This is a genomic window from Actinobacillus porcinus, from assembly GCF_901764995.1.
GTDB classification, from domain to species: domain Bacteria; phylum Pseudomonadota; class Gammaproteobacteria; order Enterobacterales; family Pasteurellaceae; genus Exercitatus; species Exercitatus porcinus.
Genome location: NZ_CABFKI010000001.1, coordinates 90,906 through 106,595, shown reverse-complemented (window position 1 = coordinate 106,595; position 15,690 = coordinate 90,906). Strand labels below are relative to the sequence as shown.

At 40.7% G+C, this 15,690-nt stretch carries 16 protein-coding genes; 3 read left to right on the top strand and 13 right to left on the bottom strand.

The window, feature by feature from the left end; genetic code table 11:
* Positions 1-25 precede the first annotated feature (25 nt).
* The 12 genes from glyS to hslR all read right to left on the bottom strand — a co-directional run bounded on the left by glyS (position 26) and on the right by hslR (position 11,646).
* On the bottom strand, positions 26-2,095 hold the full coding sequence (gene glyS, locus E7T07_RS00525; RefSeq protein ID WP_135708986.1) for a glycine--tRNA ligase subunit beta: 2,070 nt from the start codon (positions 2,093-2,095) through the stop codon (positions 26-28).
* 13 nt (positions 2,096-2,108) lie between these two features.
* A complete protein-coding gene (locus E7T07_RS00520; RefSeq protein ID WP_135708985.1) occupies positions 2,109-2,588 on the bottom strand; it encodes a hypothetical protein in 480 nt (159 codons plus the stop codon).
* A 17-nt stretch (positions 2,589-2,605) separates the two neighbouring features.
* A complete protein-coding gene (locus E7T07_RS00515) occupies positions 2,606-3,010 on the bottom strand; it encodes a hypothetical protein (protein ID WP_135708984.1) in 405 nt (134 codons plus the stop codon).
* A 100-nt stretch (positions 3,011-3,110) separates the two neighbouring features.
* Positions 3,111-4,178, bottom strand: a complete 1,068-nt coding sequence (locus E7T07_RS00510) for a PDDEXK nuclease domain-containing protein (protein ID WP_135708983.1) — start codon at positions 4,176-4,178, stop codon at positions 3,111-3,113.
* On the bottom strand, positions 4,175-5,209 hold the full coding sequence (locus tag E7T07_RS00505; protein WP_135708982.1) for a PDDEXK nuclease domain-containing protein: 1,035 nt from the start codon (positions 5,207-5,209) through the stop codon (positions 4,175-4,177). Before E7T07_RS00505 ends, E7T07_RS00510 begins: the two co-directional genes overlap by 4 nt.
* A 138-nt stretch (positions 5,210-5,347) precedes the next feature.
* A complete protein-coding gene (locus tag E7T07_RS00500; RefSeq protein ID WP_135708981.1) occupies positions 5,348-5,614 on the bottom strand; it encodes a hypothetical protein in 267 nt (88 codons plus the stop codon).
* Between the two features lie 11 nt (positions 5,615-5,625).
* Positions 5,626-6,957: a histidine-type phosphatase gene (locus E7T07_RS00495; protein ID WP_425455024.1), complete on the bottom strand. Its 1,332-nt coding sequence runs from the start codon at positions 6,955-6,957 to the stop codon at positions 5,626-5,628.
* Between the two features lie 15 nt (positions 6,958-6,972).
* Complete coding sequence (glyQ, locus tag E7T07_RS00490; RefSeq protein WP_135708980.1) at positions 6,973-7,881, bottom strand: glycine--tRNA ligase subunit alpha; 909 nt, start codon at positions 7,879-7,881, stop codon at positions 6,973-6,975.
* 119 nt (positions 7,882-8,000) lie between these two features.
* The gene (locus E7T07_RS00485; protein WP_135708979.1) at positions 8,001-8,291 is read right to left on the bottom strand and encodes a YfcZ/YiiS family protein; all 291 of its coding nucleotides are present in this window, start codon (positions 8,289-8,291) and stop codon (positions 8,001-8,003) included.
* A 195-nt stretch (positions 8,292-8,486) separates the two neighbouring features.
* Positions 8,487-10,100 carry a phosphoenolpyruvate carboxykinase (ATP) gene (gene pckA / locus E7T07_RS00480; RefSeq protein ID WP_135708978.1) on the bottom strand — a complete coding sequence of 538 codons (1,614 nt, stop codon included), beginning with the start codon at positions 10,098-10,100 and terminating at the stop codon, positions 8,487-8,489.
* 201 nt (positions 10,101-10,301) lie between these two features.
* Positions 10,302-11,174, bottom strand: coding sequence for an Hsp33 family molecular chaperone HslO (hslO, locus tag E7T07_RS00475; RefSeq protein WP_135708977.1), 873 nt, complete (start codon positions 11,172-11,174; stop codon positions 10,302-10,304).
* 58 nt (positions 11,175-11,232) lie between these two features.
* Positions 11,233-11,646 carry a ribosome-associated heat shock protein Hsp15 gene (gene hslR, locus E7T07_RS00470; RefSeq protein WP_135708976.1) on the bottom strand — a complete coding sequence of 138 codons (414 nt, stop codon included), beginning with the start codon at positions 11,644-11,646 and terminating at the stop codon, positions 11,233-11,235.
* 28 nt (positions 11,647-11,674) lie between these two features.
* Here hslR and nudE point away from each other — a divergent pair, with 28 nt between their 5' ends.
* Positions 11,675-12,271: an ADP compounds hydrolase NudE gene (gene nudE, locus E7T07_RS00465; protein WP_135708975.1), complete on the top strand. Its 597-nt coding sequence runs from the start codon at positions 11,675-11,677 to the stop codon at positions 12,269-12,271.
* 136 nt (positions 12,272-12,407) lie between these two features.
* Here the strand turns inward: nudE and E7T07_RS00460 are convergent, their stop codons facing one another.
* Positions 12,408-13,160: an SDR family oxidoreductase gene (locus E7T07_RS00460; RefSeq protein ID WP_135708974.1), complete on the bottom strand. Its 753-nt coding sequence runs from the start codon at positions 13,158-13,160 to the stop codon at positions 12,408-12,410.
* A 155-nt stretch (positions 13,161-13,315) separates the two neighbouring features.
* Here E7T07_RS00460 and cysQ point away from each other — a divergent pair, with 155 nt between their 5' ends.
* Together cysQ and zwf are read left to right on the top strand one after the other, a co-directional pair.
* A complete protein-coding gene (gene cysQ, locus E7T07_RS00455) occupies positions 13,316-14,131 on the top strand; it encodes a 3'(2'),5'-bisphosphate nucleotidase CysQ (RefSeq protein WP_135708973.1) in 816 nt (271 codons plus the stop codon).
* Positions 14,132-14,185: 54 nt separating this feature from the next.
* Positions 14,186-15,673, top strand: a complete 1,488-nt coding sequence (zwf, locus tag E7T07_RS00450; RefSeq protein WP_135708972.1) for a glucose-6-phosphate dehydrogenase — start codon at positions 14,186-14,188, stop codon at positions 15,671-15,673.
* The last annotated feature ends 17 nt before the right edge of the window (positions 15,674-15,690 follow it).

The following is a 15,690-nucleotide window of genomic DNA, read 5'->3' as shown; positions in this document are numbered from 1 at the left end:
GGGCTAAATTTGAATAATCAATCGATTACTGCAACAACGAAATATCCGCCACTTGTAAGAACAAGTTACGTAAGTTGTTCAGAATTGCTTGACGGTTTTGACGAAGTTTTGGATCTTCGGCATTAACCATCACTTTATCAAAGAAGTTATCCACCACTTCACGTAAACCGGCTAAGCGGTCAAGTGCGGTTTGATATTCGCCTTTTTCAAATAGTGGCGCAAGCTCTGCTTGTAATGCAATTACTTGTTCTGCAAGGGCTTTTTCTTCCGCTTCCACTAATAAAGTGCGGTCGATTTCTGATGAGATTTCGCCTTCTACTTTCGCTAAAATGTTGCTCACACGCTTATTCGCTGCTGCCAATGCTTCTGCACTGTCTAAAGTACGGAAATGCGACACCGCACGCACACGGGCATCAAAGTCTGCAGGACGAGTTGGACGGCGAGCGAGTACCGCTTGGATAACGTCCACCGCAATGCCTTCATCTTGATACCACGCACGGAAACGACCGAGCATAAAGTCTACCACTTCTTCCACAACATTCGTGTTGGTGAGCTTGTCGCCAAATAATTTCGCAGAAGTCGCCACTAAATCGCTCAGATCAAGCGGTAAGTTTTTCTCAACAATAATGCGTAACGCACCGAGTGCCGCACGGCGTAAAGCAAATGGGTCGGCACTGCCTTTTGGTTGCTGACCGATACCAAAAATCCCCGTGAGCGTATCGAATTTATCCGCCAATGCAACAGAACTTGCCACCAGTGATTTCGGTAATTCATCGCCTGCAAAGCGTGGCATATATTGTTCGTTCAACGCTACCGCCACTTCTTCATCTTCGCCATCGTGACGAGCATAGTGCATACCCATTACGCCTTGCGTATCGGTAAATTCAAACACCATATTGGTCATTAAATCACATTTCGACAACAAGCCGGCACGTTTCGCTTTGGTTTCATCAGCACCGATTTGTTTTGCAATTTCGCCTGCCAGTTGTTCAATGCGAGCGGTTTTGTCACGCAACGTGCCAAGTTGTTGTTGGAACAACACGGTTTCTAAACGTGGTAACTGATCTTCCAAACGTTGTTTTAAGTCGGTTTTGAAGAAGAATTCCGCATCGGTCAAACGTGGACGCACCACTTTTTCATTCCCTTCAATGATTTTGCTTGGATCTTCAGGGTTGATGTTCGACACAAAGATAAAGTGCGGTAAAAGTTTTCCGTCTTTATCATAAATCGGGAAGTATTTTTGGTCGCCTTTCATTGTGTAAACCAAGGCTTCCGCAGGCACGGCAAGGAAACGCTCTTCAAACTTCGCCGCTAACACGTTCGGATATTCCACCAAAGAAGTCACTTCGTCTAACAAATCTTCTTCAATATCCGCCACGCCACCTAAAGCGGTCGCTTTTTCCTGTGCTTTTGCAAGAATTAACGCTTTACGCTCGTTGAAGTCCGCAACCACTGAGCCTTTTTCTTTCAACAAAGCAGGGTATTGATCGGCGTGGCTGATTTGGAACTCACGCTCGCCTAAGAAACGGTGACCACGAATAGTCGTGCCACTTGCAATACCTAAAATTTCGCCTTCAATCAGCTCATCGCCCAACAATAAGGTCACCGTGTGAACCGGACGCACGAACTGCTCGGTTTTATCGCCCCAACGCATTGTTTTCGGGATAGGCAATTTCGCCAACGCATTGCTAATCATACCGACTAACAAGTTTTTGGTCGGCTGACCTTCAATCACCGCACGATGAACCAGCCATTCGCCTTTATCGGTAGCAATACGCTCCGCTTGCTCAACGGTAATGCCACAGCCTTTCGCCCAGCCTTCCGCTGCTTTGGTCGGCTTACCTTCCGCATCAAACGCTACCGACACCGCCGGACCACGTTTTTCCACTTCTTTGCTTGGCTGACTAGTCGCAAGCCCCAATACTTTCACCGCTAAACGGCGTGGTGCCGCAAACCATTCCACTTTGTCAAAGCTCAAACCAGCTTGGTTTAATTCCGCTTCAACATTCTCCGCAAATGCGGTCGCTAATTTTTTGAGTGCCTTCGGTGGCAACTCTTCTGTGCCGATCTCGGCGAGGAAGTTTTGTGTTGTCATTGTTAATTTCTCATTAAAGCTGTCTTATTAAAAAATTTTTTAATTTATTTAAATTTAAGGGGTATAAATTTATTTTATGCTTTTTCTTTTTTTGAAATATTCCATTTTTAAAGAATAATTCATACTTCGGTTCAACAGATAATTCATCAGATACATCTATTGTTCCAGTGAAATCTAGTTTTAGATTCAAATTAAAATATCCACATTGGGCACCAATATCTAAGTTTATCCAATCATATTGATATATTAAGAAAGACTCTTTAGCTACCACATTATTAAGAGTTGGATAATTCTCTGAATCAATAATCAAATGTCTAAGATAAAGTTGATCATTTAATACAGTATAAAAGCAGAAAAAACTATCAGTTCTACTACGGTGTTGAGATAGAATAAATCCATAATTCTCTGGATTAAATATATGACGATTCCATATTCTATATTCATATGTATCATCAGCACTAAAAGTAAGTTTTCCGTATGAATGAATGACCATTTTGATATCTATAATACCTAATTTTCAATGTAAGTCTTTTCGGCTCCGTGACCAAAATTCAAATCATAGATTTTCTTGTGATATATTCCTAACTCTTTTAATAATGAATCACTATTAGAAGTAGAATGGAAACGATATCTCCATCTACCATTCTTTGTCTGAAACCTTTCATAGCGGGTAACTTTGTAGGCAGATACGACTAAATTCTCGCCACCTGTATTTACACCGATAATATATTGAATTTTATCTGCTTTTTCTTTCGCTAAAATCCAATTTCCTAATGTTCTAGATTTTAAATTAGTGTCATCAAAATTCTGCAATGTAAAATTAAGGCTATCATTTTTAGATAATTCTAAAGCATTTTTAATTTTAACGACTAAAATTAAACCTGTTGCATTAATCTTATTTTTAGAAATTTGCATTTTATTTTCTCCACTATTTCCCCATACTGACGTATGGGGTTACGCATAGTGTGGTTGCTCCGCAACCTATTTTGTTTGTCGCAGAGCGACAACATTATGCTTAACCTAGTACGTCAGTGCTAGGTTGTACCGTAAATCTCTGCTTCGCCCTTTCCACCGCCAAATGTAACCGTTGTTCCAGCACTTCTTTACTTGGCAAGACGGTGGTGTATTCGGCAATATGAATATCTGACTGTTTTAAATCCAACAACTCCACTTGCTCTTGCTTTTTCGATGTGCAAAGAATAATCCCAAGCGGTGGATTTTCATCGGCTTCTTGCTCATATTTTGCTAACCACGCCAAATATAATTCCATTTGGCTTTTATGGGCGTGTTTAAAGGCTTCGGTTTTCAGTTCAATGGCAATCAAGCGTTTGAGTTTACGATTATAAAACAGCAAGTCGATATAAAAATCATCATTGTCGATCTGAATACGCTTTTGACGAGCGATGAAAGTAAAGCCTGCTCCCAATTCTAATAAAAACTGTTCGATCTCTCGTAAAATCGCATCTTCCAGATCTTTTTCCATATAACGATCATTAAGGTCAAGAAAATCCAAAATATAGGGATCTTTTAACACTAATGATTGATTATATTCGCCTTTTTCTCTTAATAACGCTAGCTCTTGCACAATAGTTTCATCAGGTTTTTTGGAAATTGCTGTACGTTCAAATAACAGTGAGCCGATACGATCATCAAGTGTTCTTACCGACCATCTTTCCTGTGCTGCCATTGTGGCGTAGAAATCACGTTTAATTGGTTCATCAATATAAGAAAGTTGAACAAAATGGCTCCAACTCAATTTTGCAGACAGTGTCTGCAAAATTTGAATATCAGAAAAAGTTGATGAAAACTTCACCATTTGAGCCAAGTTTCTTTTACTCCAACCTTTCCCAAACTGTTTGGTTAAATGGGTAGATAATTTAGGAATAATATCTTCCCCATATTTTGCACGCTCACCCTGCAAAATATAGTCATTAATCCGCTTGCCAATATGCCAGTAGAGTAACGTCAATTCTGCATTTACAGCCACTGCCATTCGTTGTTTAGACGAATGAATTAACTGGCTGATTTCACTGATAAATGCTTTTGAATGTTCAGCTTGTGTAATTAACTGCTTTTCTGTCATATCGTTTCCTTACTAGAGCTTAACGTCAATCTTTCCCTCGCCCTTTCCACCTGCTCTTTCAACTCCAACTCCGTTGGCAAATAAGGCAGGTACTTCGCACTAAAAATCTGTTTTCTATCCGCAAGTACCGAATATTTTGCCACCGCTTCGCTTTGTTCACTACATAACACTAAACCGATGGTTGGGTTATCGTTCTCTTCCTTAAATTGTTCGTCAAACAAGCGAACATAAGTGTCCATTTGCCCGATATCCTGATGTTTCAGTTTACCGATTTTGAGATCGATAAGTAAAAAACATTTCAGCTTAAAGTTATAAAACACAAGGTCGATATAAAAATCTTCATCATCAAAACGAATACGTTTTTGTCGCTCAACAAAGGCAAAGCCTTTGCCTAATTCCAGTAAAAATTGTTGCAAATTGCCGATAATCGCTTGCTCAACATTGTTTTCTTGATAAGTTTTATCCTGCAAGTTGAGGAAATCTAAAATATAAGGATCACGCAAATAATCTTGAATACTCTCTTTTAATGGCTCTGTTTTCTCTTGAGCTTCTTGAACAACCACCGCCTTGTTTTGACTTGCCAGTAAACGCTCATAATATAATACCGAAATTTGGCGATCTAAGGCTCGTACAGACCAATTTTGTTCAACAGTTTCACGCAAATACCACGCTCTTGCTTGAGAATTTTCTACTTGAATTAAACGTCTGTAATGCGACCAACTCAATTCGTGGCACAGTGTGTCACGAATTGGAAACGCCTTATAAAACAAGCGCATACGGCGTAAATTGCTTTCATCAACCCCTTTACCAAACATAGCCGTTAAACGTTCCGAAATGTCTTTCAGAACATACTTACCATATTTTGCCCGTTCTTCACCTTGTTGCTCATCTTCAACCAATAACCGTCCAATTTCCCAATAACTTTGCACCATAACACTATTTACCGTCTGGCGAACTTGGCTACGGGCTTGATGAATAATTTGAGCAATATTGCTAATTAAATGATCATTTGTCAGTTGAAGATCGTTCATTTTGTTATTTATATTTGCAAAATATCTATGAAACTATACCGCTTGTTCTTTTCCCCATACTGACGTATGGGGTTATGCATAGTGCGGTTGCTCCGCAACCTATTTTGTTTGTCGCAGAACGACAACACTATGCTTAACCTAGTACGTCAGTGCTAGGGCTAGCTCCCCCAACTCCAACACCACTCTCTCATCTTCCAACACCAAAGCAGGAATACCGATATAGCCATTTGCTTTGGCGTGATCAAAAGCAGGGTGGCGGTCACGCAATCTGAGAAACGGTTTAAAATTTGCACCGCTTTGGGTAATATCCACCGCTTCGTAGTCCACGCCTAAACGTTGTAATTCAGCGACAAACGGGGCTGTGTCTGGGCACCAATGGGCGAAATATAAAACGGGTTTGGTCATCTTGAACTCCATTATTTTTCCACTTTAGCCTTTAAACTGTTCTGCAAAATTTGTTGGAAGCGGTCATATTCACATAATCCTTTACTATCCAATGAACAATCCGTTAATTCTAATCTTGCTCGATAAGGAGGTGTAGATAAACTTAACGGAGTAAGGTTTATTAGCTGTTCTGTTGTTTGATAAACGTACTCTAAGCGAAATTGTCTCTGTCCACTATTCTTATGTTTCCAAACTTCAAAGAACAATTTTCCTCCGATTGGAATATTTTCTAACGAGTTTTCTAATTCATAGGGTTTTACATTTAGCGCTGCGAGCAAAGCCACTATATTAGAGTCATGTCCCACCAGTAAAATAATTTTATTCTCGCTGTTTAATTGTTGCTGAATAAGTTGTAAAAGTGGCTGAGAAACATTTTGTGCTAGAGCCTGATTTCCTTTAAATAAAGTTCGATAATAAGCATTTTTGATTTCGTTAATTGCTTGCCATTTCTCTTGAGTATCGATCTTTCCATGGGCAATATCAGAGCTAGGTTTACCAACATAATGAGCAAGAAGCAATGCACTCACAATTTTCTTTGCGGTACTAATTGACCCTGTAATTTTTACCGATTTATTATCTTTGATACTATATTCACCGGATTTTTCGCCTAAATCACACTGATTTTTTTGGAGACAATTCGTTGAATGGCGGTAATCAATCAGTTCACTTAATAAGGCATAATGTGGTTTCAGTTGCTGTTGTAATGCTGTTAAATCAATATTACTCTTAGCTTGTTCAATAAGTATTTCATCTGGTTGATGAGCCACAGCATCAAAAATGGGATCTTTTTCTGTCCCCACTTCACCTTGATGTTGTAAATTAACAGAACAACCTGAAAACGCTCCAGCAATAATAGCTTGCCCAGTCGCAACAGTACGTTGCACGCTATTAGCATAAGCCCAAATTCCTTTACCCGTTGCACAGCGTTCTGTTGTCAGTAATGCTTGTTGAGCTAGCCATTGTCCAATATATTGCCCAAAGTAAGTTTCTAAAATGGTTCCTTTAGCCGTTAAATAGCCCGAAGGTACATCCCATTTAGCCCAGGAATAAGGAGAATACTTCTCCATTTCTTTAGGATCTTTTTCTACTGGAGAACGCAATCCGTGTCGGCTAAAGATCAACACTTTATCCAGCTCATATTCATCTAATGATAAATCATTTAGCTGTTCGGCTACGACACTATTTGCAAACACAGATGTGCAGAAAAGAGCGGTCAAATATGGAAATACTTTTAGTTGATGATATTTCAATGTCGCCACCGCCTTTCGTGCGAACGAGCTGGTTGTTGAGTACCAAAGTTTCATTTTCTCCCCCCTTCCTTATTTTTTACAACCTGGGAATCCCAACGCTTCACGGCTTGCATAGTACGCTTCCGCCACGCCTTTGGTTAAGGTGCGAATACGTAAAATGTAGCGTTGGCGTTCGGTTACAGAGATCGCTTTGCGAGCGTCAAGTAAGTTGAAGCTGTGTGCCGCTTTTAAGATACGTTCGTAAGCCGGTAATGGTAATGGTTTTTCTAATGCCAATAATTCTTGGGCTTCTTTTTCGTATTGATCGAAACAGTAGAATAAGAAATCTGTGTTGGCATATTCAAAGTTGTAAGTAGATTGTTCCACTTCGTTTTGATGGAACACATCGCCGTAAGTGGTCTTGCCAAGCGGGCCGTCCGACCAAACAAGATCGTACACGCTGTCCACGCCTTGAATATACATCGCTAAACGCTCTAAGCCGTAAGTGATTTCGCCGGTTACTGGTTTACATTCTAAACCACCCACTTGTTGGAAGTAGGTAAATTGGGTCACTTCCATACCGTTTAGCCACACTTCCCAACCTAAGCCCCACGCACCTAGTGTTGGGTTTTCCCAGTTGTCTTCCACAAAACGAATGTCGTTTTGCGTTGGGTCGAAACCTAACATTTTCAGGCTGTCTAAATAGAGTTCTTGAATGTTATCCGGTGACGGTTTGATTACCACTTGGAATTGATAATAGTGTTGTAAACGGTTCGGGTTTTCGCCATAGCGACCGTCAGTTGGACGGCGTGAAGGCTGAACGTAAGCAAACGCCATCGGCTCAGGGCCAAGCGCACGCAAACAAGTCATTGGGTGAGATGTCCCCGCACCGACTTCCATATCGAATGGTTGAACCACAGTGCAACCTTGGTTTGCCCAGTAATCTTGTAGGGCTAAAATCATACCTTGGAAAGTTTTAACGTTAAATTTTGTACTCATAATCTTCTTATCTTCTAAAGGCTATAAAAAATGTGGATTATTATAGCTTAAATCAAACAAAAAGTGCGGTGAGAAAAAGAGATATTTTCTCACCGCACTTTAAAAATTTAACTTTCCACTTAAATACTACGCGTACCCAATTGGAAAATCACCACTTCCGCTTGGCAGCTGAATGTGAAAGTAGCTTTCAATAAGAAGCCGCCATCAACCGGGCTAATTTCGCTTTCAATTTGGCAAGGCTCACTTTCTGTATCGCGGGCTTTTTGCGTTAATTTTGCTAACGCTTCTTCCGCTTCAGCTTGAGTTTCAAAAACACGCTCAAAAGGTGCGACCACTTCGCTGTTATCTAAAATTGAGCCTACATCAAAAGTGTTGCAACCTACGCATTCAATTGGAGTTTCGTTTTTCATATTTTTCCTACCCTATTTTCAATTAAGGGCTTAACTTTACTCCGAAAATGGCTCGCGATCAAGTTGTTACCTGTACGCCCTAACTCAGCGAAACTTTTTCGCAAATCACACAAAAAAATAACCGCACTCTCAAATCCCTTTGACAGTGCGGTTCACCTTAATTATCTTTTTTTATAAAAGATAGTGCATAAATCTTTACGCTTTAGGACCTGCAGCCACTAATGCTTTACCTTCATCAGTAACGGTATATTTCTCGAAGTTTTTCGCGAAACGTCCTGCTAAGTCTTTCGCTTTTTCTTCCCATTGCGCTTTATCTGCATAAGTATCGCGTGGGTCTAAAATTGCCGGGTCAACACCTGGTAACGCTTTTGGAATTGCAAAGTCAAAGATTGGTAATGAACCCATTTCAGCTTTGTCAATTGAACCGTCTAAGATGGCATCAATAATACCGCGTGTATCTTTGATTGAAATACGTTTACCTGTGCCGTTCCAACCTGTGTTCACTAAGTAGGCTTCCGCACCGGCAGCTTGCATACGTTTCACTAACACTTCCGCATATTGGGTTGGGTGTAAGCTTAAGAATGCCGCACCGAAACACGCTGAGAAAGTTGGTGTTGGTTCGGTAATACCACGTTCTGTACCTGCTAATTTCGCTGTGAAACCGGATAAGAAATAATATTTGGTTTGTTCCGGCGTTAATTTAGACACAGGCGGTAATACCCCAAATGCGTCAGCCGATAAGAAAATCACTTTTGTTGCATGACCTGCTTTTGATGGAACCACGATATTTTGAATATGGTTAATTGGGTATGAAACACGTGTATTTTCAGTTTTTGAACCATCGTCATAATCAACGCTACCATCTGGGCGAACCACTACGTTTTCTAATAAGGCATCACGTTTGATCGCACCATAAATATCAGGTTCATTTTCAGCTGAAAGTTTAATGGTTTTCGCGTAGCAACCCCCTTCAAAGTTGAACACACCGTGATCGTCCCAACCGTGTTCATCGTCACCAATTAATTTACGTTTTGGATCCGTTGAAAGTGTGGTTTTACCTGTACCTGATAAACCGAAGAATACTGCTACATCACCGTCTTCACCTACGTTTGCAGAACAGTGCATTGACGCAATACCTTTTAATGGTAAGAAGTAGTTCATCATCGAGAACATCCCTTTTTTCATCTCACCACCGTACCAAGTACCACCGATTAATTGAATACCTTCTGTAATATTGAATGCCACAAAGTTTTCGCTGTTTAGACCTTGCTCTTTCCAATTCGGATTTGTGCATTTCGCTCCGTTCATTACCACAAAGTCAGGTTTAAAGTTTTCTAATTCAGCTGCGGTTGGACGAATAAACATATTGGTTACAAAATGTGCTTGCCACGCTACTTCAGTAACGATACGAACCGCTAAACGAGTGTCTTCATTAGCACCACAGAACGCATCCACCACAAACAAGCGTTTGCTTGAAAGTTGTTTTGTGACTAACTCTTTCAAGCTTTGCCATGTTGCTTGATTCATTGGTTTATTGTCATTTTTCGCTGCATCGCTCGTCCACCAAACAGTATCTTTGGTTTTTTCGTCTAACACGATATATTTATCTTTTGGCGAACGACCGGTGAAGATTCCTGTATTCACCGCAACAGCACCTTGAGTAGTCACAACACCTTTCTCAAAGCCTTCTAATTCAGGTTTTGTTTCTTCTTCAAAAAGAAATTCGTACGATGGGTTGTGTACTACTTCTTTCACATCATAAATGCCCAAGTCACCAAGTTCTTTAATTAATTTGTTTAGGTCAGTCATACATCACCTCTATAGTTAAAAAGTTTGAAATTTAAATTGTGAAACTGGGTGCTATTCTATAGAGTTTTCTACCTAAAAAATGTTAACTAGATCTCATTTTTGAAAAGAAATAAAAAATTTTTGAGTGGATTTGAATAAATTCTGTTCAAATAAAAAGAAAAGTGCGGTTGAAATCACCGCACTTTGGGAAATGACAATATCCTACGCTTCCGTTTGTGCTTTTAGCTTATTAATAGCCTCTTTATTAAAGAAATAATGCGTTCCACAACATTCGCATTGCATATCAATACTGCCTTTATGTTCTGCAAGAATTTCATCAAGTTCATCATCAGAAATCAACATTAATGCGGCCCCCGAACGTTCAGCAGAACAACCACAATGGAATTTCACCTCTTGTGGTGGATAAATTTCAACCGTTTCTTCGTGATATAAACGATAAAGCATTTCTTCAGCGGTTAAACCAAAAATTTCCTCATCTTTTACTGTTGCAGTTAAAGTAGCTAAATGTTCAAAATCTTCAGGCGTTCCCTGTCCATCTGGCATAATTTGTAACAACATCCCTGCGGCAACAGGCTGTCCTTCAAATTCCCCCGTACGAATAATCAGCTGAGTTTGAAGTTGCTCAGAACGAACAAAATATTCTTCTAAACATTCTGTAATAGTTGGTTTATCTAAAGCCACTACACCTTGATAACGCTCGCCTTCATTTGGTGCAATAGTAATAACAAGCACACCTTTGCCTATCATTTGGTGCAAGGTCATTGCTTCTGTAATTTCACCATCAACACGTGCTAAAGCCCGAATTTCTTGCTTATCAGTTCCATTAACCAAGGCTAACTTTAACGGACCATCCCCTTGAATTTGTACGGTGATATGACCGTTGAATTTCAAAGTCGCTGTTAATAAATTTGTCGCCACCATCATCTCGCCCAATAAATTTTGCACAGGTTTTGGATAATGATGCGTATTCAGTGTATCGGTAAAAGTTTGATTTAAACGCACCCATTCACCACGCACCGCGCGGTTTTGGAATAGGTAACGGTAAAGTTTGTCGTTGTCTTGTTTATAAGTCATTTTTGTTTGTTCCTAATGTAAATCTGTTTTTTGTTCATCGGGCAAAACCCAATAAAAACTACTCTCCCCACTCCTTAAACCGCAATAAATCCCGTCTTTCTTTTTTATTCGGGCGGCGGTCCGGGTGTGGCATGGTGTTCATTTTTCTGGCTAAGGCAAGTTTTTCTCGATTTTCGATACTTTGTGCGGTTTCTTCATAAAGCAATTGTGCTTCAGGCGCGCCGCGGCGTTGGGTTGAAAGTGCGGTGACTTTTATTTCTTTTTCATCATTGCCTTGGCGTAATTTAATGGTAGCGCCAATTTCTACGGTTTTGTTTGGTTTAGTGCGTTGTCCGTTGTAATGCACCTTGCCGCCGTCAATCATTTCTTTGCAAAGAGTTCGGGTTTTGTAAAAACGTGCTGCCCAAAGCCATTTATCTAAACGGACGTCATCGTCTTTTTCGTCCTGTAGATTTTTCGAGTTTTTCGCCATAACTTTTCCTTAACGCAGAATGTCGCTTATGGTATCGTTATTCCTAATTTTGTCAAATAAGAGAACATCAATGAGCAAACAATTACCCGAAATTTTGAATATCTCGGTGGCGGCAAAAAGCCGTATTTTTGAAATTCAATCTGTTGATCTTAAATTTTCCAATGGTGCATTGCGAACCTATGAACGTTTTCGACCTGCCACGCGTGCGGCGGTGATGGTTTTGCCTATTGATGGCGATGATTTGCTAATGGTACGCGAATATGCCGTTGGCACAGAACGGTATGAACTAGGCTTTTGCAAAGGTTTAATGGAACAAGGCGAAAGTATGGCGCAAAGTGCCAACCGCGAAATGCAAGAAGAATTGGGCTTAGGCGCGAAAGAATTTACCTTTTTACGTACCGTTAATTCCAATTTAACCTTTATGAATGCTCAAATGCATATTTTAGTGGCGCGTGATTTTTATCCTTCTCAACTGGAAGGCGATGAACCTGAGCCATTGGAACCGGTGCGTGTTCCCCTGAGCGACATTGATAAATTGCTTGCAGACAGTGATTTTATGGAAGCGCGCAATTTGGTGGCGTTATATGCGCTGAGAGATTATTTGAGTAGTCTGAAAGTGCGGTGAAAATATCGTTTATTTTGAACATTAAAGGGAAATTCCCCTTTGGGGAATATTTTGTCTGACTTATGTAACATGCTGAAATGCCTTATGGTTCGACAGGCTCACCAACCGTCATTTCAGCTTTGTAGAGTGGTCAAATTCACGCACTATGACGCGCAACATTCAACGCAGAAAAACTTTGTGACACAGGCATGATTTCAATGCGGTTGATATTCACATGAGCAGGCTGTTGATAGATCCACAAAATCGTATTGGCAATGTCTTCCGGCTGAATTGCTTGTGTGCCCGCATAAACACTTGCGGCTTTTTCATCATCTCCTTTAAAACGGACATTGGAAAATTCTGTGCCACCACATAAGCCCGGTTCCACATTGGTGACGCGAATGGCGGTGCCGGCTAAATCTGCCCGTAAGTTCAAACTAAATTGTTCCACAAAGGCTTTTGTGGCACCGTAAACATTGCCGCCCGGGTAAGGATAGGTGCCCGCAATAGAGCCTAAATTAATGATATGCCCCTGATTGCGCGCGACCATTTGCGGTAAAATTTGACGTGTTAAATAAGCCAAGCCGATAACGTTAGTTTGGATCATGGTTAACCAATCATCGAAATTCGCTTTATGGGCAGGTTCCAACCCCAATGCCAAGCCCGCATTATTGACAAGCAAATCAATTTGCGCCCAATCCGTGGGTAAGGTTGCCAGCGCCGCATCTACCTTTGCCGTATCCGACACATCCATTTGCAAGGGATAAAAATTTTCTCCCAGTTCTGTTTTCAATGTCTCCAATTTGTCTAAACGGCGTGCCGCGCCAATGACGGAAAAACCTGCTTGTACAAAAGCACGGCAAATAGCCTTACCAAACCCTGCTGATGCACCTGTAACTAAAATCGCCATAATCTCCTCCTTGTCATTTTGTTTTATTAAAATAGCAATACGCAAACGTTTGCGTCAAGTGGGATTTTATAAATCTATCGCAAAAATCCATATTCGCCTTTTTAGTGAAATTTTGCTAAACTTGACCGCACTTTTGCGCCATTTTAGGATCTTTTATGCCCCAAATTATCCTTTCCGAAGCTTTACTCAAATCCGTGCTTGCCATTGCTCAACAAGCCGGCGAACACATCCGCCGATTTTACGCTAATTCCGTGGAAATTCATCAAAAATCAGATAATACACCCGTGACAGAAGCAGATTTATTTGTAAGTCAATTTGTGACAGAACAACTCACCTTGCTCACACCAAACACCCCTGTTCTCTCCGAAGAAAACTGTGATATTCCTTTGGAGGAACGAGTGAAATGGTCGCAATATTGGCTCATTGATCCCTTAGATGGCACGCAACAATTTATTGACCGAACAGGGCAATTTTCCGTGATGATCGCCTTAGTTGAGCATAATCAACCGGTATTAGGTGTGATTTGTGCGCCAATGTTAGATTGCACCTATTACGCAATGAAAGGTTTTGGCGCGTTTAAACAAACGGCAAAAATCCACAGCGCGTTGCCTAAACGAGTGCTGGATTTAACAAAAACAATCAAAATTACCGTGGGTAGTGCCAAAAAAATAGAGCAAGTGCGGTCATTTTTAAATCCGAATTTTGACTATGAATTTCAAGTGTTTGGTTCCAGTGGATTAAAAGGGGCACAGGTTGCGGAAGGGGTTGCCGATTGTTATGTGCGCTTAGGCAAAACAGGAGAATGGGATACTGCGGCGGCGCAAGTTATTTTGAGCGAAACAAATGGTATTATTTTTGACCGCACCTTTTCACCCTTAACCTATAATCAACGAGAAGTGTTTACTAACCCCGATTTTATGATGTGTGCTGACGATAGCATCAATTGGCAAAAAATCTTTCAAAAGCCATAAAACTCAGGCATTATACGCAAACTCGGAATTTTAAAAACAACAGAGATAATAAGAATGCAAACAGAAAATAATTGTATCGTGATTTTCGGTGCCTCAGGCGATTTAACGCACCGCAAACTCATTCCTGCGTTGTACAACCTGTACAAAATCGGTCGTTTATCAGAACATTTTTCTGTGCTGGGTGTGGCACGTACGGATATGACGGACGAGATTTTTCGTGAGAAGATGCGAGCGGCATTAATTGAACATGAAAAAGCGGAAGGTGAAACCCTTGAGAATTTCTGTTCACATCTTTATTACCAATCAGTAAACACATCCAATGCAGCCGATTACGTAAAATTATTACCGCGTTTAGATGATTTACATGATAAATATCACACGGCAGGCAACACGCTTTACTACCTTTCAACGCCACCAAGCCTATACGGTGTCATTCCTGAATGTTTAGCCGCTCATGGTTTAAATACGGAAGAATATGGTTGGAAACGCCTAATTGTGGAAAAACCTTTTGGTTATGATATCAAAACCGCAAAAGCACTCGATGTACAAATTCACCGTTTCTTTGAAGAACATCAAATTTATCGTATCGACCATTATTTAGGTAAAGAAACCGTTCAAAATTTACTCGTCTTGCGCTTTTCTAACGGGTTATTTGAACCATTATGGAACCGTAATTTTATTGATTATATTGAAATCACAGGGGCAGAATCCTTAGGCGTGGAACAACGCGGTGGTTATTATGATGGCTCAGGGGCAATGCGTGATATGTTCCAAAACCATTTATTGCAAGTGCTAGCGATGGTAGCCATGGAACCACCTGCGATTATCAATGCGGACTCTATGCGTGATGAGGTCGCAAAAGTGTTGCATTGTTTACACCCATTAAGCGAAGATGATTTAAAACATAACCTTGTGTTGGGACAATATATTGGTGCAGAAATTGACGGTAAACAGGTCAATGGTTATTTGCAAGAAACAGGTGTACCAGCCGATTCTAATACAGAAACCTATATGGCATTACGTTGTGAAATCGATAACTGGCGTTGGGCGGGCGTACCATTTTATGTGCGTACAGGAAAACGCTTACCAACGCGCGTCACAGAAGTGGTGATTCATTTTAAAACTACGCCACACCCTGTATTTAGCCAAAATGCGCCTGAAAATAAATTAATTATCCGCATTCAGCCTGATGAAGGTATTTCTATGCGTTTTGGATTAAAACAACCTGGCGCAGGCTTTGAGGCAAAAGAGGTCTCCATGGATTTCCGTTATTCTGACTTAAGCACGGCGGCAAACTTAATGACCGCATACGAACGCTTATTGTTAGATGCGATGAAAGGAGATGCGACTCTCTTCTCTCGTACAGATGCGGTTCACGCTTGTTGGAAATTTGTACAACCCATTTTGGATTACAAAGCGGCAAATGGTCGCGTTTACGAATACGAAGCTGGCACATGGGGGCCAAAAGAAGCAGATAAACTCATTGCGCGCGAAGGTCGCGTATGGCGCAAACCTTCAGGCATGATGAAGAAAAAAGTGTAAGCGCAGGAGAAAAAAAT

What these genes read in the sequence shown, in the direction of transcription:
- hslR (WP_135708976.1), bottom strand. Translation starts at nt 11,646, where the DNA reads ATGGCGAAAAACTCGAAAAATCTACAGGACGAAAAAGACGATGACGTC.
- cysQ (WP_135708973.1), top strand. Translation starts at nt 13,316, where the DNA reads ATGCCCCAAATTATCCTTTCCGAAGCTTTACTCAAATCCGTGCTTGCC.
- glyS (WP_135708986.1), bottom strand. Translation starts at nt 2,095, where the DNA reads ATGACAACACAAAACTTCCTCGCCGAGATCGGCACAGAAGAGTTGCCA.
- E7T07_RS00500 (WP_135708981.1), bottom strand. Translation starts at nt 5,614, where the DNA reads ATGACCAAACCCGTTTTATATTTCGCCCATTGGTGCCCAGACACAGCC.
- zwf (WP_135708972.1), top strand. Translation starts at nt 14,186, where the DNA reads ATGCAAACAGAAAATAATTGTATCGTGATTTTCGGTGCCTCAGGCGAT.
- E7T07_RS00510 (WP_135708983.1), bottom strand. Translation starts at nt 4,178, where the DNA reads ATGACAGAAAAGCAGTTAATTACACAAGCTGAACATTCAAAAGCATTT.
- E7T07_RS00495 (WP_425455024.1), bottom strand. Translation starts at nt 6,957, where the DNA reads ATGAAACTTTGGTACTCAACAACCAGCTCGTTCGCACGAAAGGCGGTG.
- pckA (WP_135708978.1), bottom strand. Translation starts at nt 10,100, where the DNA reads ATGACTGACCTAAACAAATTAATTAAAGAACTTGGTGACTTGGGCATT.
- hslO (WP_135708977.1), bottom strand. Translation starts at nt 11,174, where the DNA reads ATGACTTATAAACAAGACAACGACAAACTTTACCGTTACCTATTCCAA.
- E7T07_RS00505 (WP_135708982.1), bottom strand. Translation starts at nt 5,209, where the DNA reads ATGAACGATCTTCAACTGACAAATGATCATTTAATTAGCAATATTGCT.
- E7T07_RS00485 (WP_135708979.1), bottom strand. Translation starts at nt 8,291, where the DNA reads ATGAAAAACGAAACTCCAATTGAATGCGTAGGTTGCAACACTTTTGAT.
- E7T07_RS00515 (WP_135708984.1), bottom strand. Translation starts at nt 3,010, where the DNA reads ATGCAAATTTCTAAAAATAAGATTAATGCAACAGGTTTAATTTTAGTC.
- glyQ (WP_135708980.1), bottom strand. Translation starts at nt 7,881, where the DNA reads ATGAGTACAAAATTTAACGTTAAAACTTTCCAAGGTATGATTTTAGCC.
- nudE (WP_135708975.1), top strand. Translation starts at nt 11,675, where the DNA reads ATGGTATCGTTATTCCTAATTTTGTCAAATAAGAGAACATCAATGAGC.
- E7T07_RS00460 (WP_135708974.1), bottom strand. Translation starts at nt 13,160, where the DNA reads ATGGCGATTTTAGTTACAGGTGCATCAGCAGGGTTTGGTAAGGCTATT.
- E7T07_RS00520 (WP_135708985.1), bottom strand. Translation starts at nt 2,588, where the DNA reads ATGGTCATTCATTCATACGGAAAACTTACTTTTAGTGCTGATGATACA.